General features: G+C 33.7%; 15 protein-coding genes. 7 read left to right on the top strand and 8 right to left on the bottom strand.

Annotated features, from left to right (window positions below):
• Positions 1 to 116 precede the first annotated feature (116 nt).
• The 5 genes from CLAVI_RS01095 to CLAVI_RS01075 all read right to left on the bottom strand — a co-directional run bounded on the left by CLAVI_RS01095 (position 117) and on the right by CLAVI_RS01075 (position 6723).
• Positions 117 to 1238 (bottom strand): macro domain-containing protein, encoded by a 1122-nt coding sequence (locus tag CLAVI_RS01095; RefSeq protein WP_194843738.1) that lies wholly within the window; start codon positions 1236 to 1238, stop codon positions 117 to 119.
• A 58-nt stretch (positions 1239 to 1296) separates the two neighbouring features.
• On the bottom strand, positions 1297 to 2580 hold the full coding sequence (locus tag CLAVI_RS01090) for a macro domain-containing protein (RefSeq protein WP_194843737.1): 1284 nt from the start codon (positions 2578 to 2580) through the stop codon (positions 1297 to 1299).
• Between the two features lie 23 nt (positions 2581 to 2603).
• Positions 2604 to 3836, bottom strand: a complete 1233-nt coding sequence (locus CLAVI_RS01085) for a hypothetical protein (protein ID WP_194843736.1) — start codon at positions 3834 to 3836, stop codon at positions 2604 to 2606.
• A gap of 688 nt (positions 3837 to 4524) precedes the next feature.
• Positions 4525 to 5694, bottom strand: a complete 1170-nt coding sequence (locus CLAVI_RS01080; protein WP_194843735.1) for a macro domain-containing protein — start codon at positions 5692 to 5694, stop codon at positions 4525 to 4527.
• Between the two features lie 105 nt (positions 5695 to 5799).
• Positions 5800 to 6723 (bottom strand): DMT family transporter, encoded by a 924-nt coding sequence (locus CLAVI_RS01075; RefSeq protein WP_194843734.1) that lies wholly within the window; start codon positions 6721 to 6723, stop codon positions 5800 to 5802.
• Between the two features lie 153 nt (positions 6724 to 6876).
• Between CLAVI_RS01075 and thrS the strand changes: the two genes are divergently transcribed.
• The 7 genes from thrS to eno are packed head-to-tail and all read left to right on the top strand — an operon-like array spanning position 6877 to position 15255.
• Complete coding sequence (gene thrS, locus CLAVI_RS01070) at positions 6877 to 8826, top strand: threonine--tRNA ligase (RefSeq protein WP_194843733.1); 1950 nt, start codon at positions 6877 to 6879, stop codon at positions 8824 to 8826.
• Positions 8807 to 9559, top strand: a complete 753-nt coding sequence (locus tag CLAVI_RS01065; RefSeq protein ID WP_194843732.1) for a ParA family protein — start codon at positions 8807 to 8809, stop codon at positions 9557 to 9559. The genes thrS and CLAVI_RS01065 overlap by 20 nt, the downstream gene beginning before the upstream one ends.
• A 13-nt stretch (positions 9560 to 9572) precedes the next feature.
• Positions 9573 to 10328, top strand: a complete 756-nt coding sequence (locus CLAVI_RS01060) for a CT583 family protein (protein WP_194843731.1) — start codon at positions 9573 to 9575, stop codon at positions 10326 to 10328.
• Positions 10329 to 10363: 35 nt separating this feature from the next.
• On the top strand, positions 10364 to 10906 hold the full coding sequence (locus tag CLAVI_RS01055; RefSeq protein WP_194843730.1) for a CT584 family type III secretion system tip protein: 543 nt from the start codon (positions 10364 to 10366) through the stop codon (positions 10904 to 10906).
• Between the two features lie 12 nt (positions 10907 to 10918).
• Positions 10919 to 11962, top strand: coding sequence for a tryptophan--tRNA ligase (gene trpS / locus CLAVI_RS01050; RefSeq protein ID WP_194843729.1), 1044 nt, complete (start codon positions 10919 to 10921; stop codon positions 11960 to 11962).
• Complete coding sequence (uvrB, locus tag CLAVI_RS01045; protein ID WP_194843728.1) at positions 11952 to 13955, top strand: excinuclease ABC subunit UvrB; 2004 nt, start codon at positions 11952 to 11954, stop codon at positions 13953 to 13955. The genes trpS and uvrB overlap by 11 nt, the downstream gene beginning before the upstream one ends.
• 16 nt (positions 13956 to 13971) lie before the next feature.
• Entirely contained in the window at positions 13972 to 15255 is a 1284-nt protein-coding gene (gene eno / locus CLAVI_RS01040; RefSeq protein WP_194843727.1) for a phosphopyruvate hydratase, read from the top strand.
• Between the two features lie 42 nt (positions 15256 to 15297).
• Here eno and CLAVI_RS01035 read toward each other — a convergent pair whose 3' ends face one another.
• The 3 genes from CLAVI_RS01035 to mutL all read right to left on the bottom strand — a co-directional run bounded on the left by CLAVI_RS01035 (position 15298) and on the right by mutL (position 19065).
• Positions 15298 to 16110 carry a sensor histidine kinase gene (locus CLAVI_RS01035; RefSeq protein ID WP_194843726.1) on the bottom strand — a complete coding sequence of 271 codons (813 nt, stop codon included), beginning with the start codon at positions 16108 to 16110 and terminating at the stop codon, positions 15298 to 15300.
• A 76-nt stretch (positions 16111 to 16186) separates the two neighbouring features.
• Positions 16187 to 17260 carry a M24 family metallopeptidase gene (locus CLAVI_RS01030; protein ID WP_194843725.1) on the bottom strand — a complete coding sequence of 358 codons (1074 nt, stop codon included), beginning with the start codon at positions 17258 to 17260 and terminating at the stop codon, positions 16187 to 16189.
• Positions 17257 to 19065, bottom strand: coding sequence for a DNA mismatch repair endonuclease MutL (gene mutL, locus CLAVI_RS01025; RefSeq protein ID WP_194843724.1), 1809 nt, complete (start codon positions 19063 to 19065; stop codon positions 17257 to 17259). The genes CLAVI_RS01030 and mutL overlap by 4 nt, the downstream gene beginning before the upstream one ends.
• Positions 19066 to 19259: the final 194 nt, after the last annotated feature.

The raw sequence follows: 19259 nt of genomic DNA, 5'->3' as shown, positions 1-19259 counted from the left end.
TATAGAGCTGATTAAAAGAAATAGATGTTTAGAATGTTAATAATAAAAAATTAGCTTATGTGAAGGCAGTTGTTTTCATGTTAACTAGGTGTTAAGCTATAATTTTATTCTTTTTCTTAAGAAGAAGTTAATTGACAGCAGTACTTGGAAGCAAATTGAGCCCAGAAAGGCAGATTAATATCTACTAATGTAATATTGTGGACCATGCTATCTTCTGGGAGCTCGCGGATAACTTCTAAAAGCATTAAGAAAGAACCTTGAACCCAAAATTCATTTGCTCTAGGTGTTGTTAAAGGGTTAGGGGCAAAGATACCTCCTGATAGTAAGGGAAGTTGAACATGAGAACAACCTAAGGAAGCTGCTTTTGTAAGAGCATTTTTGTATGCTTGCTTAAGAATTTGGAGTTCATCAGATAGATTTTCAACTGAGGTATTGCGTACATTAGGACCAAGGGCTTGTATTAAAGCACGAGGGGAGGGTGCTTCAGCAGGAACTGAACTTGAAGATTCCCATAATCCACCAACAGCATCACCTGGTGATAGAGATAAAGCACCTTCTCTTGCATTATTCCAACATGCTGCTGAAGTAGCTAGTGATAAAGCTCCATTAGTGCCAGCACCACCTTGAGACATAGAGTTATTAGCAGCATTGACTATGGCTAAAGGGGCTCCTTCATAAAATGGCTTAGCAATATCTTGTTTAGCCATGGTGAACTTAACGCCATTTCCAGCATGAATGAGAGTCACTGAGTTGTTTGAAAATGTTTCTGTATAATATTCCTGTAATAAAAATTCCCTATTATTTTTAAAGGTAAGGAAAGAAGAATTTGAAATGTTTGGAGGGGTTTCAGTGGGCCTTTTAAACTTTAAGGTAGAAGGGTTAAAAAGAGTTCTTTGAAGCGCTGGAGGGGGTATTAAGTTGGCAGGAGAATGTGAGTCAAATGGATTAAGTTCTTTAGGTAATGGCGATAGTGGCTGCGTTTGTAAGGGACGAGCTTTTTTATTTTGTATGCATTTTATCCCTACCATAATCGTTGCTATAAGAGCGCATATTACAGTGGGGATAATTAAAAACATGGAGGCAGTAACAGCAGCAGCGGTTAAACAACCAAGAGTTCCAATAACGCTTATGGCTAAGCATATATTTGATGCATGTTTACCTAGAATAGGAGGCCATGTTGTCGAAGGTGTCGTTTCATTAATAAAAACTGAATTTTTATTAAAAGGATTTGTGAACATAATGATTTTTAATTAAAAATATATACTTGAATGTATTTTAGTATAATTAGGTTTAAATTTACAAATTATTATCTAATGTATCTTGGTTAGGGATGATTAAAGGGGAATATTCTTTGCAAAATGTATTCCATTGGGACATATGTGTGTCTGTAAAAGTGACATGAGAAATTATACTGTCATGAGAGAATTCTTCAATAAGTTCTAAAATCATTAATAAAGAACCATTTCTATAATCATCTGGGGATAATTGTGTAGAAGGATCAAAGATAAGAGTAGAAAGTAAAGGGACTTGGATGTGAGAACAGTTAAGAGAGGCAGCTTTTTGAAAAGCAGCATGATATGCTGCTTTAGTAGTTTGCATTTGAGCAGGTAATTTATTAGAAGGTGTATTGGTAGGGCTAGAGCCAATGACATGTATAAGAGCATAAGGTACAGGTCCATCAGATGGAAATGACTCAGAAGATTCCCATAATCCACCAACAGCTTCTCCTATTTTTAGAAAACATTTACCTTCTTTAGAGGCTTCCCAGCATTTATTAGAAGTAGCTTTAGCAAGAATGTTATTTGTATTATTTCCTTCTTTACTTAAGGTCTCATTAGCAGAGTTAACAATAGCTGTAAAAATTGTATTACTAACAAAAGGAATAGCAATATTCTGATTAGTAAGAGTTAATCTGACTCCATTTATTTTGTGAATTAAGGTTACGGAGTTATTAGAATATTCTTCTAGGCAATATTCATAGATGAATTGGTTCCAGAGGGCTTCAGTAGTAGGAGAAGTGTTGTTATTAGCTTGAGGCAACGAATTTGAAAGTTGTTTGTAATTGATAGATAATGGGTTAAAAGGTTTTCTGCGAAGGGTATTGTTGGTATGGAAATTAATATCTGAAGAAGTAAAGGAAAAAGAACTTTCATGGCTATGGATGCTGCTAGTCGAAGATAAACCAGGGGATGTAAGAGTAACTATATTTGATGAGGGCAAGGGCAGAGGGTCATCAAAAGGATGATTGCTATCCATTGTATTTAAACTGGCCATAGAAATAGGTTTTTTTAAAAAGGTATCAGGAGAGATTCTGGGACGGGAGATCGATTGTTGATTTTTTTGTTTAATTGATAAACATTTTATACCTATTGCTATTCCGCTAATAAGTACAGTTACTCCAGTTACAATAGCTAAAGGCATAGATGCTGTAACAGCAGCTGCAATCAAGCAGCTGCTTGAGGTTATTATACTGAGAACTAAGCAAATGTTTAAGATGAGATTAGTGGATAAAAATGTTTTTTGAAAAAGTTGGCTCTCTTGAAAAGAGGATAGATTTTTTTTAAAAATACTTGTTGGCATAAGGTTATTTTTTTTAATAATATTTAAAATGAAAATAGTGGTGTTTGTAGGGATATTGTTTCATGTACATTATCTTCGAGAACATGTGCTATTGATCTGCAGTAATTATTAGCTATGGTTGCTAAAGAAAAAATTTCACTTTCATCTACTAGAACAACATGCTGAAGAAGATTTTCTTGGGAAGAAGGAAGTATATCAATAGCTTCAAGAAGCATTCTGTAAGATCCATAGAGCCATTCACTTTTCTCTTGATCAGAATCAAAATGAAGATCTCCTCGCAGGAGAGGAAGCTGAATATGTGAGCAATTAAATTTTTGAGCTTCTTGTAAAATATTTAAAAATATTTTTTTTAGACTTTTAAGTTCTTCGGTTATATTGACTTTTTTATTCTCTGCAGAAGGGGCTGTTGCTTGTATAAGAGCATATGGGACAGGTGTTCCTTTGGAAGTAGGTCCCAGAGGCGCCCATAACCCACTTGTTACTTCATTTCTTGTTAATTTGGATTTATTGTCCATAGATTGGCGCCAACACTCAGAAGTGACAAGAGAAGAAAGAGGAGTAAGGGAGCTTTTTGTATTAGAGGTTATAGAATTATTAAAGGCATGAACCATGGCTATTTTAGCATTTTTGATATTATCAATAGAAAATGTTTTAAAAACAAAGGAAGGATTATGTTTTGCCAGGGTTAAATGCACCCCATTATATAAATTTAGCAGGGTAAAAGATTGAGAACTTTTCTCATACGTTCCCCAAGAATGAAATAATAATTGTTGAAGAGCGCTTAGGTTTTTTTGAGAAGTAGAAAATATTAATTTATATGGTAAGTCATTGACAATTTGTAATGAATGTTCTTTAAAAAAAGAGGAAACATCCTGATCTTTTCTTTTTAAATACGAAGATTTAGGAAGAGAAAGACTTGAGCTAGATCTTGATGATGTGCAAGACGGTTGAGGGCTGATCAGTTTTGATCTAGATTGTTTAGAGTGAATAAATTTAGGAAAAGAGGTTTTTGATTTTTTACAAACAACATACTGTTTTGTAATTAAAACAATTTTTAACAAAAGAGCTATGACTATTCCAGGACTAGCAAGGGATATAGATCCTAATACAGCTCCTGCTATGATGAAAGATAGGGCAGCTATTCCTAATAAAACGATACTTAGATAAAAGGCAATGCTAGGTAAATGAGCAGGTTTTTCTGGATGTAAAAGAGTGTTTTTAGCTTTGTATAAAAGTGAAGGGAGATAAGAAGACATTTAAATAAAAAGTGTTTGTAAAATTTATTATTATTTTAAATAATATAAGGAAATATGTAAATGAAATTAAATTCATTGATAAATGATTAAATTAATGAGTTTTTTTGTTAACAGGTTGTTTTTTGAAGAATCCGCAGAGCAGGATTTGTTATAGTGGGTTTTTGAACATATTCGAGTAAAACGACATATTGCATGCAATTCCATAAAAGAAGTTCTTAGCTAGTTTCTTCTAGATTTAATCCCTCTTTCCCTTTTTTAGATTCATGTCATTAAAGGTCTGGAATGACGTTACTTAAAGCATTATTAACTCCAAGACTACTAGTTTTTTTTTATATTGATTTGAGGAGTTAACAATTACAGAGGTGAAAGATATACCCATGAGGAAAGGGAGAATGGTGTTGTAGTGGGCGATGGTCTAATGGATTTGGTTGCTTGGACAAAATTAGAGATACAGAACAATGTCAAAATCCAAGTATCAGCCATGAACTTAGAGTCTCTCTTATAAAGAGAGTAAAAACAGTAGCTATAGTTGTTATCAAAATGCCAATAATTGATGCTATTTGTTTTCTTTATATGATTTTTAGTAGAACATTTTGGATATCTATAGAAGTCTCTAATTATTTGATTGTTATACACAATTTTTTAACAATAATAAGAAATGTTACTATAAAAATGTAGTTAAAGAAATTTATAATTCGCCAATTTTAATAAGAAAATCAATAATAATTTGATTAAGTAAAGGTTTTTTATTTTGATTAATAAGAGTTATGTTGTTAATTAAATGATGTTTTGGTAGCTGATTAATAGCTTTACAAAGTTGAATATAGCATCCAAGTTCCCATGTAAACTTATCTTGTGGAGAAGATAAACTTCCAATTAATGGCAGTTGTATAGATGTGCATCCCATTAAACTAGCTTGAAAAAAGGCCTGAGTATATGCCTTAAAGACTATATTTAACTGAGAGTTGATTATAGATATGTCATTAGTATTTTCTTGTAGATTAGGTCCAAGTATTTGAATTAGTGTGTGGGGCATGATAAATCCTGTTGGAAGAGGTGATTTAGCTCGCCATGGAGTGCTGATAGCATCTCCAGGAAGAAAAAGATGATGGTTTTTTATAGAAGCTGTCCAACATTCGTTATTCACAGTATCTTGAATTGCTTCATGTGTATTTATAAATATTTTCTTTTGATGGGTGGGTCGTAATTTTAATATTTCATAAGGGTTCTTGTTTGCTTCTGTTAAAAGAGGTGATATGGGTGTTTTTTTTAAAAGAGAAATATCTAGTTCGTTAAAGATTGCTATGCGAGGGTTGTCTTGGGCGATGTTAAAGGGAATGGCAATGTTTACATGTTTAACTAATGTAAGAGATATTTGATTGTAATTATTTTTTATGGTTAAAGCTTCATTTTCATCAGATAATATGGACGATGGAGAGACATGTAAGGACTCAAAGGACCATTTCTTTTTATAAAACCATTGTTGAATTGTTTTAGTGTATTGTTGAAAAGAAAATGGAATAGCGGTGTTTTGAATTTTTATACTTTGAGTAATTATAGGTTGTGGAAGACTAAAGATTAGGGGTGGCGAGGATACTTTGTTTAATTTTTGTATGCGTAATAGTAGATATACAGTAGCCATGCAGCAGGTAATTAGTAATAAGATGGCTCCTGGAATAACAGTAGGCCATGATAATAAAGAAAGACCAACAGTAAAAAAAGCTAGAGCCATTATGAGATTAACAACAGCAATTATAATTAATTTTTTTGAAAGCATGTAATTAATACAATTTTTAAGTTTATTGCTTCCTGGTAATAGATTGTTTTTTGATGGTAAATTGAAATGGATAGAATTCATATTGTATAGCTCTTAATTGATGAAATATAAATAAGCAAAAAAAGAATAACATCATGCTTTTTGAGCCAAAGTTTTTAATAAATAAAATGATGAAGTAAGAGTGATCTAATATTTATTTGAAGAAGGGCTGTTTAGAATCGAGGTAATCTTTAATTCATCAAAGTATACAAGATGGCATCCTAAGAGTGTTAAGAAAGTAGAAAATATAAAAAATCCAGAAATGGATTCGCCAAGGAAGAGTTTTCCGAAAAAGGCAGAAAATAAAGGCATTCCTAGTCCACAAAAAGAAAGAAATGTTGATGAGAAACGTTTTAATAACCATCCAAAAAGATTATGGCAAATAAGATTAGATATAAGAATTGCTAAAGCTGTAATTTTAATAAAAGCCCATGAATTCATGCATGGAGTAGGGGACCATGTTTCTACACATAAAGAATGACTCAAAGCTAAAAAGCCAGCAAATATCATACAAAAGGCATTCATATCTTGAGAAGTAAGATTGTGTTTTAGGCTTGTTTTTCTCATTAATGTCCATCCATAATTAGCTACAATTACGCCAATTAAAAGAATTAATTCACTAAGACCTAAGTATTGAAGTCCTGATGAAGAAAAAATATCTTTTAGTAGTAAAGGAAGGTAGCCAGCTAGTCCAATGCCAATCCCCAGTAATCTTTTAGAGGTAATTTTTTCTTTAAGTTGAATGTAGGAAGCTACAGCAGCAATAAATGGAGATAAGCTATAGATAAAGCAAGCGCGTCCAGCAGAAAGATGTTTTAAAGAATAAATTTCACAAACATTAGTTAGGTAAAAGCCTGATAGTGTTAAAAGAATTAAAGCAGGAAGGGCTTCTCTAGAAATAAGCATAAAATGTCCTGTCTTCCAGCGTCTAAAAATGGCTAAAATAAGACCAGCTGCAAATAACCGAGTGCCAGTAGCATATAAAGGGGCTGCTACTGATAGAGTAATTTTTCCTATGGTAAAAGAAGAAGACCAAAGAAAAAAATTGGCAAATACAAGAAACAAGTACATAAAAATAGGCAGAAAATGGATTAGTTTAAGGAAAAATTAAGTAATTAATTAAAGTATATTATCTTTTTTATGCTTTTTTTTCAATTCATATTTATATATAAAGAGTAGGAAATTTTTATTTTTATAATAACATCATAAGAGGGATAGAAACAAATGATTACCATCATTTATCAAGACAAAGAATTATGTTTTGAAGAATCTGTTAAAGGTATTGATGTGGCGATGAAGTTAGGATTAACAGCGTCAGATCAAGGACTAGTCATTATAGTTAATGATAAGATCCAAGATTTATCTATTACATTAAACGATGGTGATTATGTAACGTTTCCAAATTTTGAAGACAAGAAAGGTAAAGAAGTTTTTTGGCATACATCAGCGCATGTTATGGCGCAAGCAGTACTTCATTTATGGCCAGATGCGCAGCCAACCATAGGCCCAGTGATTGAAGGGGGGTTTTATTATGATTTTGCTAATTTAAAATTGTCTGAAGATGATTTTCCGCGGATAGAAGCAGAAGTAAAAAAAATAGTTGATGAGGGGTATAAGTTAGAACGTGTAGTCTTTAAAGATAAGGCAGAAGCTTTAAAAACTTTTAAAGATAATCCTTATAAAAAAGAAATAATAGAAGCTTTTCCTGAAGAAGGTGAAATCACAGGTTATAGGCAGGGACATTTTTTTGATCTTTGTCGAGGTCCTCATTTACCTACAGTTGCTAAGATTAAAGCTTTTAAATTGATGAAAACATCAGCAGCCTATTGGAGAGGGGATCCAAAAAAGGCGTCATTAACACGTTTGTATGGAGTTTCTTTTCCTGCTTCACGTAAGTTAAAAGAGTATTTAGAAGTACTAGAAGAGGCGCGGAAGAGAGATCATAGAGTTCTTGGTGCTGCCTTAGACTTATTTTCATTTAAAGAAGAAGCGCCAGGAATGCCTTTTCTTCATCCTAAGGGAATGAGGATATGGAATCGTTTATTAGATTATTGGCGTTCTTTGCATGATGCAGCGGGATATACTGAAATTAAGACTCCTCAAATTTTAAAAAGACATTTATGGGAACAGTCTGGGCATTGGCAAAATTATAAGCAAAATATGTACACCTTAGAGATTGAAAACGAGGAGTATGCTATTAAGCCTATGAATTGTCCTGGGTGTATGTTGTTTTATCAAACACATTCTCATAGTTATCGAGAATTTCCTTTAAAAATTTCTGAAATTGGGCATGTGCATAGGCAGGAAGCTTCAGGAGCTTTATCAGGTCTTATGCGGGTGCGTAGTTTTCACCAAGATGATGCGCATTTATTTGTTTTACCTGATCAAATAGAAGAAGAAATGATTTCTGTTTTAAGGTTGGTAGAAGATATTTATGGTGTGCTTGGGTTGGAATATCATTTTGAGCTTTCAACAAAGCCAGATAAGGATACTGTTGGTGATGATGCCCTTTGGGAAGAGGCAACAGCAGCATTAAAATCTGCATTAGAAAAACATGGTACCCCATTTAATATTAGCCCTGGTGAAGGAGCGTTTTATGGTCCAAAGATTGATATACATGTGAAGGATGCTATTGGCCGAGTATGGCAATGTGGTACTGTGCAATTAGATATGTGTTTACCTGATCTATTCCATTTAGAGTATACTAATTCTGATGGACAGAAAAAAGTGCCAGTGATGATTCATAGAGCGCTTTTAGGATCTTTAGAGCGTTTTCTTGGGATTATAACCGAGCATTTTTATGGTAAATTTCCTTTATGGATTAGTCCTGAACAGATACGGTTAATATCAGTTGCGGACAGGCATCAAGAGTATCTTCAAAAAGCTGAAGAATTGCTAAAAAATGAAGGATTCTTAGTGACATCAGATTTTAGTAATGAATCAGTTAATAAAAAGATTCGTAATGCACAATTAACAAAAGTTAATTATATGTTAGTGGCTGGAGACAAAGAAATAGACTCATCTACTTTCTCTGTTAGAACTAGAAACAACCATGTGCTAGGAGGAAAGACCCTTATGGAATTTATAGAGATTCTCAATCAAGAAAGGAGTTCTTTTTCACAAATATCATTGTTTGAAAAAGAATCTGGTGATAATGAAAATCATAGCAGTTAGTAGTTTTAAAGGTGGCACGGCAAAGACTTCAACAGCTCTTCATTTAGGTGCAGCATTAGCTCGTTATCATGGAGCAAGAGTTTTGTTGATAGATTTTGATGCCCAAGCAAATCTTACCGCAGGGTTAGGTTTTAACCCTGATGAATATGATAGCTTGGCATCTGTTTTACAAGGTGAAAAAAGTATTCATGAAGTTATTCAAAATGTGGAAGAAGCTGGTATAGATTTAGTTCCAGCAGATACATGGCTTGAAAGAATAGAAGTATCAGGAGCGTTAGCAGGTGATAGATACTCACATGAAAAATTAAAAAACATTTTAAGATCGCTTGACTATGACTATATTATTATTGATACACCACCTTCATTATGTTGGTTAACAGAATCTGCATTAATTGCAGCTAATTATGCTTTAATTTGTGCTACTCCAGAATTTTATAGTATAAAAGGATTAGAACGCTTAGCTGTATTTATAGATAGTATTGCAGCCAGGCATCCATTGAAGGTTTTAGGTGTGGCTTTATCATTCTGGAATCAACGAGGCAAGAATAACTCAGCTTTTGCAGAAATTATTAAACAAACATTTCCAGGAAAATTATTTAATACTCGAATTCGTAGAGATGCTAGCGTGACAGAGTCAGCAATTTATGGAAAGCCTGTGTTTGCTATTGCTCCTAGCAGTCGAGCAGCTGAAGATTATGAAACTTTGACTGAAGAGTTACTGACACATTTGTAAAACGGATTGACATATGAAAAAATTGTTCCCTGGTATTTTAGAACGGCGGTTTCAGAAAAATAATGCTAAAATGAAGGCATTAGCAGAACAAACAGCTCAAGGCACAGTGGGTTCTTTTGCAGGTATGTTTCAAGTAAAGGAACTAACTGCAGAAGAAAAGAATGTATTGATTGAGTTATTGCGTCAGTATGGGGAAATGGATCCAGATGAAGTAGATATAGGAATACTATCTAGACTGACAGCAGAAGTACGTATGATTCACCATCAATCTATTATTCTTCATGGGGAGCGGATTCAAAAAGCTAGAGATCTTTTGAAAAAATATAAAGAAGGGGCTTTTTCATCATGGTTAATGATGGCGTATGGTAATCGACAAACACCTTATAATTTCTTACTTTATTATGAGTTTTACACTATTTTGCCATTGGCCTTGAGGGATATAGCAGAAAAAATGCCAAGGCAAGCAATGTATGCTTTAGCTGCTAGAAAGGGTGATCCAGAAGAAAAAATGGCATTGCTTCGAAATTATAGTGGAGAAAAAAAACAAGTTATTTTGGCTTCGATACGGGCTTTATTTCCTTTAGCTGATCAAGATCGTCGACAACATCGCCCATCAGCTCAAATAATGAAGGGATTAAAACAGATTTTAGAAATGATGAATGTATCAGATTTTTCTTTGAATTCTTCAGAAGCATTAGATATGATTCAAGTCCTAGAAGAAATGAAAGAACGAATAGAACCATTACTTGTAAAGGCAATGCGTTCATAAAGAATATATTTTTTATTATGTAAAGGAAAGTACAGATGGAGACAACAACTAAAGGGCCTTTGGTGATCGAAGAAAATGCATTAATGCTAATCGAAGGGAATTTAAAAAGGATTTTCTCCATGAAGGTGGGGCACACAACTTTTAGAGAAATTCAAAATGTGATTGTTGGTTGTGCAAATAATAATCAAGAAATGGTGGGTTTGCTTTTTGAATTATTATTAAATGGCCAAATACCTGAAAATGCTAATAATCAAATACAAGCTCTTATGCGTTCATTAGTGATGCAATTTATGGTTCCAGTACGTCTTGCTAAAGAGGTAGTAGAACGTGGTGAATTCATTAATTTCATTACATCAGATATGGTGACCCATCAAGATCGATGTGCATTCTTAAATAGGATGACCCGTTTAGATGGAAGTGAATTTTTGTTAATGACAGATGTTCGGGATACACTTCATTTAATACGACATTTTGTTTCTCGGCTGATAGAAATTCGTCAAAGTAATGTGGGAGAAGAATCAGTTAAAGCAAATCAAGAAGGGCTTGATGTGATTAAGGAATTGATCAAGCAACTATAATCAGGGGATTTTATGCAAAGAAAGCGTGTAATGACGGGGGATCGACCAACAGGCAAGTTACACTTAGGTCATTGGTCTGGATCTATAAAAAACAGGCTTTCTTTACAAGATTCGACAGATTTATTTTTGCTTATCGCTGATTTACATACCCTCACTACTAATGTAGGGAAAGAATCTATTCAGCAAATGAAAAGATTTACTCAAGAAGTAGTTATAGACTGGTTATCTTGTGGTATTGAACCAGAAAAAGTGACCATTTATCAACAATCTGCACTTCCTCAAATTTATGAGCTCAATTTATTATTGGGGATGTTAATGCCTTTAAATAGGTTATCAGCCTTACCTAGCCTAAAAGAAATGGCTCGAAATGCTCAACTAGATGAAGCAGGTATTTCTTTTGGATTAATGGGATATCCAGTTTTACAAAGTGCAGATATCCTTTTGACACAAGCTCAATTAGTACCAGTTGGAAAGGATAATGAAGCTCATATAGAACTAACTCGTGACATTGCTCGTCGTTTCAATGGACTTTATGGTAAAATCTTCGTACTGCCTGACTGTTTATTAAGTGAAACAGCATCATTAGTTGGTACTAATGGAAAGGGTAAAATGAGTAAGTCAGCTGATAATGCGATTTTTTTATCTGATAATACTCAAATTGTAAATAAAAAAATTCGTAAAATGTACACAGATCCAAACCGTGTTCATGCGACTACTCCAGGTCAGGTAGAAAATAATCCAGTATTTATTTTTCATGATGAATTTAATCCTAATCAGGAAGAGATTTTAGAAATGAAAGAACGATATCAGTTAGGAACTATTACTGATGTAGAAGTGAAGCAACGTTTAGCTATTGCTATTAATAATTTTTTAGATCCTATAAGAGAAAAAAGAAAAATTTTTGAAAATGATCCTAAATATATTAATGACATTATTATGACAGGATCTATGAAAATGAGAACAATAGCAGAGCATACGATGGAAAAGGTTAGAGATGCAATGGGATTGAGTAATCAAGGAGCTCATCATTTAAAAATTCTACATTATGAAATTTGATCTTGTTTCTGATTTTACTCTTTGTGGAGATCAGCCAAAGGCAGTAGATGCTTTAGTTAAAAATATTAAGCAAGGATCTAAAGCACAGGTTCTTTTAGGTGTAACAGGTTCAGGAAAGACTTTTTCTATAGCTAATGTTATTAAAAGAGTAAATAGACCAGCTTTAATTTTAGCCCATAATAAAACTCTTGCAGGACAGTTATTCCAAGATTTTAAGCGATTTTTTCCAAATAATGCTGTTGAGTATTTTGTTTCATATTATGATTACTATCAGCCTGAAGCGTATATAGCTCGTAGTGATACATATATAGAGAAAAGCATGTTGATTAATAAAGAGATCGACAAAATGCGGCTTTCAGCTACACGTTCTCTTATTGAAAGAAGGGATGTTATTATAGTTGCCTCAGTATCTTGTATTTATGGACTAGGTAGTCCAGAGTATTATGCTGCTATGGTTCTTGTTTTACAGATAACTTCTCGTAAGCATCGTCGTGAAGAAATTCTTATTCATCTATTACATATGCAATATACCCGATGTGATGGAGATTTTATTTCAGGAACTTTTCGGGTGCAAGGTAACACGTTAGAAATCTTTCCTTCTTATGAAGATACTATTTGTGTTTGTATAGAATTTGGTGAGGAAGATTCTATAGAAGCGCTTTACTTGGTAGATTCTTTAACAGGTAAAAGACAAGAACGTATTAATGAGATCAATATTTACCCAGGATCTCATCATGTTACTCCTCCAGAAGTGCGTCTAAAGGCTATTGATAGTATTCGTCAAGAGTTAAAAGAAAGAATGGCTTTTTATGAAAGTGTTGGAGATTTCGTTGCTAGAGAAAGATTATTTCAACGAACCACTTATGATGTAGAAATGATTAAGGAAGTGGGTTTTTGTAAAGGTATTGAAAATTATTCAAGACATTTTTCTCAAGCACCTCCAGGTGCTCCACCATCATGTTTATTAAATTATTTTCCTGATGATTATTTATTGATTATTGATGAATCACATCAAACATTACCTCAGATGAAGGCGATGTATAATGGGGATAGAGCTCGGAAACAAACATTAGTGGATTTTGGTTTTCGTTTACCATCTGCTTTTGATAATAGACCTTTAAAATTTGAAGAAGCTTTTAAATTTTTTCATCAAACAATATATGTTTCTGCTACTCCTGCTCCATGGGAAGAGGAGCAAGCAGGAGGCAAGATAGTAGAGCAGTTAATGCGTCCAACAGGAATTCCTGATCCTGAAATTGAAACTAGACCTTCTACAGGTCAGATTGATGATTTAATAGAAGAGATTAGGAAGCATACAAGAGAAAGAAATAGCAGAGTTTTGGTTACTGTTTTAACTAAAAAATTAGCAGAAGAAGTTACTCTTTATCTATCGAATATAGGTGTAAAAACCTGTTATATTCATTCAGATGTGGATACCATTGAGAGAATGAATATACTTAAGGATCTTCGTATAGGTGTTTATGATGTATTAGTTGGTATTAATTTACTAAGAGAAGGGATAGATCTACCAGAGGTAACTTTAGTTGCTATTTTAGATGGAGATAAAGAAGGCTTTCTACGTAGTACAACAGCTCTAATACAAACAGCTGGAAGAGCAGCTCGTAATTCTGAAGGTAAAGTAATTGTTTATGCTGATAAAATGACCCGTTCTTTAGAAGCTGCAATTTCAGAAACTTCTCGCCGCAGAGGATTACAGCATACATATAATCAATTACATGGGATTACCCCAAAGACAGTAATTAAAGCATTAGCAGAAGGATTATATGCAGAAAAGAAAGAACCAACAGCTAGTCCAGAGCAAGAAACGATTGCAGATATTGTACTATTACCAGAACTAGAGTTCTTCAAAAGAAAAAAAAGGTACGAGCGTCTTATGAAAAAAGCTGTTAAAGAATATGATTTTGATGAAGCTGCGCGTTATCGAGATCTTATATTTCGTTATCGTGATGCAGAATTACAAAGAAGTTCATAATATCTGAGGAGAAAAGATGTTAAAAACAATAATTACTGAGGTAAAAGCACTTGAGGTGTTAGATTCTCGCGGATATCCAACGATATGTGTTACAGTTCAGACAGATAATGGCTCTCAGGGGACTGCTTTTGTTCCTTCAGGAGCTTCTACTGGCGATAATGAAGCGCTAGAATTACGGGATTGGGATACAGTCCGCTATGAAGGCCGAGGTGTGCAAAAGGCTGTTGGTAATGTTGAAAAAGTCTTAGCAGCAGCTATTATTGGTCAAAATGCCTATGACCAAATGCATATAGATCAGTTGCTTATAGAAGCAGATGGGACAGAAGAAAAAAAATTTTTAGGAGCAAATGCTTTATTAGGTATTTCATTAGCAACAGCACGTGCAGCTGCTCAATCTGCAAAAATGCCTTTATATAGATATTTAGGTGGTACATATGCTTTGACATTGCCCTGTCCTATGATGAATTTAATTAATGGGGGCATGCATGCAGATAGTGGGTTAGAATTTCAAGAATTTATGATTAGACCATGTGGAGCACCTACTTTTGCTGAAGCTTTACGCTGGGGATCTGAAGTATTTCATGCATTAAAAGGTATTCTAAAGTCAAAAAATATGGTGACTTCTGTTGGAGATGAAGGTGGTTTTGCTCCACGGCTTGCAAGCAATGAAGAAGCATTCATGCTTCTTTGCGATGCTATTGAAAAAGCAGGATATAAACCAGGGAAAGATATTTCTTTAGCTATTGATTGTGCCGCTTCTGTGTTTTATGATCCATCAACACAAAAATATGGTGGAGATAGAAGTTCTGATGATCAAATAAGTATTCTTAGAAATCTATATAAACAATTCCCCATAGATTCTATAGAAGATGGGTTATCAGAACATGATCATATGGGATGGAAGGTCTTTACCAAAGTATCTGGCAAGGATATCCAAATTGTGGGCGATGATCTTTTTGTAACTAATCCAAAAATTTTAGCAGATGGTATTCAAAATGAACAAGCAAATGCCATCTTGATAAAGGTAAATCAAATTGGAACATTAACAGAAACTGTTGAATGTATAAATGTTGCTCGGGCAGGTGGTTATGCCTGTGTTTTTTCTCATCGTTCAGGGGAAACAGAAGATACAACAATTGCGGATCTAGCGGTAGCCTTTGGATCTGGGCAAATTAAGACTGGTTCTTTGAGCCGTTCAGATCGTATATCAAAATATAATCGATTATTAATGATCGAGAAAGAATTAGGTAAGCATGCTGTATATCATGATTCTAATCGTTATAGGAAAGTAGTAGCTTAGGAAGGGAGTATCTTCATTTACTAACCCTATTTTTATAGCTTATCATGTTAAGGGTGCGTTTGAGTAGGTTGGAAAAGAAAGCTTGAAGACTGTACCATTAGATGATGAGCTTTCCAATGAAATAACGCTATTTAGCGTATGCATAATACGTTGTACTATAAATAATCCCATACCTTGATCTGCTGCTGATCTTGAAGAAGAGATCCCTTTTATAAATATAAGATTGGGGTCTTCAAGATATATTCCAGGGCCATTGTCTGCGCAGAGCACAGATATCTGATTAACATCATAATTAAAAGAAATAGTAATGATTTTGCGATAATCAGAAGAAGAGTGTTTGATGCTATTATGAAATAAATTTATAAATACCTGAAGAAACAAGTCAGGGTGACCTAAACATTCAAAAGAATCTTCTGTAGCATAGTGAAATAGAAAATCTATATCTAAAAAAGTATTTTTTATTAAAGCAGAAGCTTCATGAACAATGTCTTTTAAAGAACACTGTTCTAGAAAAGGATCTTCTTGGGGAAGAAGGAATAGACGACAGGAATTAATGGTTTGTTGAACTCGGAATACTTGTTGAGAAATCATCTCAGCAGAGTAAAGGTTATAGGCACCATTTTTGTTGTTTGGAGAATTTAATAAGGCAGATGTATTCAATAATATAGTTAGGCTATTAGCTATTTCATGGGATATCACAGAAAATACATCTTCAGGAAGGCATGCTGAATTATCAAGCTTTGTTGATGAATAAGAAAGTTTCTTAAGAGCTATTTTTGTTTGATTTTTGTATTGATTGAAAATTTTTTTTGTTGTTTTCCATAAATAACAAAATGGATAGGTGGCTGTTTTCACAAAAAGAAATCCAAAATCTTTTTTTTAAAGAATTTCTTTTTTGTATCATATGATTATAGGGTTGGTCATGCTTTTTTTATGATAAAATTGGCATGGAGGAAGGTAAGGGTCTATTGGTTAAATTTTTGTGCCCTGCATCTGTAATCAGAATCATATCTTCTAATCGGATACCATATTGGTTTGCAATGTAAATACCAGGCTCTATAGTAATTATCATGCCAGGAAAAAGAGTTCTATGAGCATCAGAAGAAGAAGCGTTAATAATAGGGCTTTCATGAATTTCTAATCCAACTCCATGCCCAAGTCCATGGATGAATTGATCCCCAAAGCCTGCATTTTTAATATGATCTCTAGCTATATGATCAAGGTCAGCAATGGTAGTTCCTGGTGTACAAATAGATAAAGCTTTTTGCATGGCTTCAAGAACAATAGTATAGGTAGAGTTCACTTCAGGAGAACAATAGTTCCATGAAAACATTCTTGTCATATCTGAATGATAAGAGCCAATGACAGCTCCAAAATCTAATAAAATAGTATCTCCTGCTTGAAGAGATCGAAGAGAGGGAGAGGAATGAGGGAATGCGCTATTTTCTCCAAAGGCAGCTATAATTGGAAATGCAAGAGCATCAGACCCTTTATCAAAGAGAAAAGATGCTAATTTATTAGCGACTTCTTTTTCAGTAATACCTGTTTTTAGGACTGAATGAATGATGTAATCTAAGCCTTCTGAAGCTAAAGTTGCTGCTTTTTGAGCGAAATGGATCTCTTGTGCTGTTTTGATTTCTCTTATTTTTTTTAATGGATTATTTAATGGTTTAAAAGAAGCTGCTCCATCTAATAAAGAGATTTTTTTGTAAGAAGCATGATCAATGTCAAAGCCTATAGTAGTAAAATGCTCTTTGATAAAAGAAGAGAGTGTCTTATCAGATAAGGAAACAATAGAAATAGAGGGTTCAGAACAGCTTTTTTTAGCTAACTCATAGTCCATTTTAGAAACAAATAGAATAGAGTGTTCTGCAGAGAGTAATAAAGAAGCTCCACCTGTATGAACGCCTGTGAAATAAATGATATCAGATTCATGATCAATAAGTAGCGCGTCTATAGAAAATTCTAAAAGTATAGAACGAGCTTGTTCTAGAGGATGTTTCATTTTAACCATGATTTTTGAAGCATATCTTCAGTTATTAATTTACATATCGGTATGCCAATATGATTTCTAGCAGGCATATTTTCTTCTAAAAGAAAAAGGAAGATCGCTCGATCGCTAGCAGCGAAAGAAGAGCGATGTTTATATTTTTTTTGAGCAAATAAGAATAGAACATTATCAGTAGCTATAGCTTCATCGTTATCTCCTAAAGTTTCTAAGATTTTTAAAATTAATGAAGTTACTTCTTGAGGATCAAAAAATACTGGTAAACTTTCTATAACAGCAGATCGTCCTCCAAATGAACGGATGTCAAATCCACAGCGATGTAAGAAAGCAGTATTATTAGAAAGGATTAGCATTTGTTTATCAGATAATTCTAATCGAATAGGGAGAAGAAGTTGTTGAACAGGAATGGTAATAGAGCTTTCTTTCACAGATTTATGAATTAAATAATGGCTAGCTGCATCGTGATCAATAAAGTAAAAAGCATCATTTTTTTGTACAAGCATGAATTGTCCAATTTTTCCTACAAGATGAATGTTTTCTAAAAACATGGAAGAACATCGTGATGTGGGTTTTTCTAAAGAAATTGGATTTTTGGTAGGGGTATCATCTGAAAATGCTGCATTAGTTGATGTAAAATCTGTAGCATGGGAATGGTTAATGGAGGGCTTCCAGGAAATAACGTCATTTCCAGAAGAAGAAATTTCAGAAATTATGCCTTTTTCAAGAGTTGAAGACTGCATTTTTTCTGAAAAAGGCATAATGTAGCTCATTGCGTCAAGATTAAAGGGGTCTGAAGGGTCAGAATTAGATGAAAAAGCATTTGGTTGTTGAAGAGCTTGAATAATGGCTTTTGAAATGAAAGGAAGAATAAACTCTTCTTTTCTTAGTCGGACTTCTTTTTTTTGTGGATGTACATTTACATCAATCCAGTCAGCAGGAAGTGTTAGATGAAGAACGAAGGAAGGATAACGATTATCAGGCAGTAAATGTCCATAAGCATGTTTAATTTTAATGGCTAATAAAGGAGAGACAATAGCTCTACCATTAATAAAAAGGCGTTGGTCAGAACGGGTTGATTTATGATGCAAGGGGCTACCTAAAAATCCAAGTAACGTTATATGAGAATTTTGGCATTCTATTTTTATAGCATTTTTTAAAAAATCATTTCCCATAACAAGATTTAATCGAGATACAAGATCTCCTTTTTCTACAGAAATTTCTATTCGATTATCATCTTTCCATGAAAATGAAACATCTGGTGCTGCTAGAATTAGATTTTCTACAGTTTTTCGAATAGCTAATTTGTTACTTAAGGCGCTCTTTTGAAAAGCCTTTCGAGCAGGGACATTAAAAAAAAGAGAGCGAATTTCAACAGTAGTACCTTTGGTTCGCGCTTTATGTTCTGGCGAATGAACAGTACCTCCATCTATTTCAATCATAGCGCCATCATTATTTGCTGTGGCTGAATAAATACGCATTTTTGAAACTGAAGCAATAGAAGGAAGAGCTTCTCCACGGAAGCCTAATGTATTTAATTGTGAAAGGTCATTAAATGCCCGGACTTTAGATGTGGCATGTCTTAAGATGCAAAGAGGAAGGTCTTTAATATCCATGCCATGTCCATTATCCCGAATGGAAAGAGACGCTAGGCCAGCACCACATGTTTCAATTTCAATATCATTTGCAGAAGCATCTAGGGAATTTTCAACCAATTCTTTAATCACTGAGGCAGGGTTTTCAACTACTTCACCAGCAGCGATTTGATTAATAGTTATTTGATCAAGAACTTGAATATTACTCATAGAAGGTAAATCTTAGAAAAAAGATATATTAAAGTCTAGGAGGCTTATTCTTTTAATTTACTTAAGAAAAACAAAGATAAAAAAATCTTCTTCATAGTTTTATTTGATGGAAGGATCAATAAAAAAACAGAACAAATAAACTCGTTTATTAATTATTAATTTGACTACGATGCTATGTTAATTATAAAATTTAT

Origin of the sequence: Candidatus Clavichlamydia salmonicola, from assembly GCF_015356765.1 — a bacterium.
GTDB lineage: Bacteria > Chlamydiota > Chlamydiia > Chlamydiales > Chlamydiaceae > Clavichlamydia > Clavichlamydia salmonicola.
This window is presented reverse-complemented; position numbering and strand designations above follow the sequence as displayed.

What these genes read in the sequence shown, in the direction of transcription:
- CLAVI_RS01095 (WP_194843738.1), bottom strand. Translation starts at nt 1,238, where the DNA reads ATGTTCACAAATCCTTTTAATAAAAATTCAGTTTTTATTAATGAAACG.
- CLAVI_RS01090 (WP_194843737.1), bottom strand. Translation starts at nt 2,580, where the DNA reads ATGCCAACAAGTATTTTTAAAAAAAATCTATCCTCTTTTCAAGAGAGC.
- CLAVI_RS01085 (WP_194843736.1), bottom strand. Translation starts at nt 3,836, where the DNA reads ATGTCTTCTTATCTCCCTTCACTTTTATACAAAGCTAAAAACACTCTT.
- CLAVI_RS01080 (WP_194843735.1), bottom strand. Translation starts at nt 5,694, where the DNA reads ATGAATTCTATCCATTTCAATTTACCATCAAAAAACAATCTATTACCA.
- CLAVI_RS01075 (WP_194843734.1), bottom strand. Translation starts at nt 6,723, where the DNA reads ATGTACTTGTTTCTTGTATTTGCCAATTTTTTTCTTTGGTCTTCTTCT.
- thrS (WP_194843733.1), top strand. Translation starts at nt 6,877, where the DNA reads ATGATTACCATCATTTATCAAGACAAAGAATTATGTTTTGAAGAATCT.
- CLAVI_RS01065 (WP_194843732.1), top strand. Translation starts at nt 8,807, where the DNA reads ATGAAAATCATAGCAGTTAGTAGTTTTAAAGGTGGCACGGCAAAGACT.
- CLAVI_RS01060 (WP_194843731.1), top strand. Translation starts at nt 9,573, where the DNA reads ATGAAAAAATTGTTCCCTGGTATTTTAGAACGGCGGTTTCAGAAAAAT.
- CLAVI_RS01055 (WP_194843730.1), top strand. Translation starts at nt 10,364, where the DNA reads ATGGAGACAACAACTAAAGGGCCTTTGGTGATCGAAGAAAATGCATTA.
- trpS (WP_194843729.1), top strand. Translation starts at nt 10,919, where the DNA reads ATGCAAAGAAAGCGTGTAATGACGGGGGATCGACCAACAGGCAAGTTA.
- uvrB (WP_194843728.1), top strand. Translation starts at nt 11,952, where the DNA reads ATGAAATTTGATCTTGTTTCTGATTTTACTCTTTGTGGAGATCAGCCA.
- eno (WP_194843727.1), top strand. Translation starts at nt 13,972, where the DNA reads ATGTTAAAAACAATAATTACTGAGGTAAAAGCACTTGAGGTGTTAGAT.
- CLAVI_RS01030 (WP_194843725.1), bottom strand. Translation starts at nt 17,260, where the DNA reads ATGAAACATCCTCTAGAACAAGCTCGTTCTATACTTTTAGAATTTTCT.
- mutL (WP_194843724.1), bottom strand. Translation starts at nt 19,065, where the DNA reads ATGAGTAATATTCAAGTTCTTGATCAAATAACTATTAATCAAATCGCT.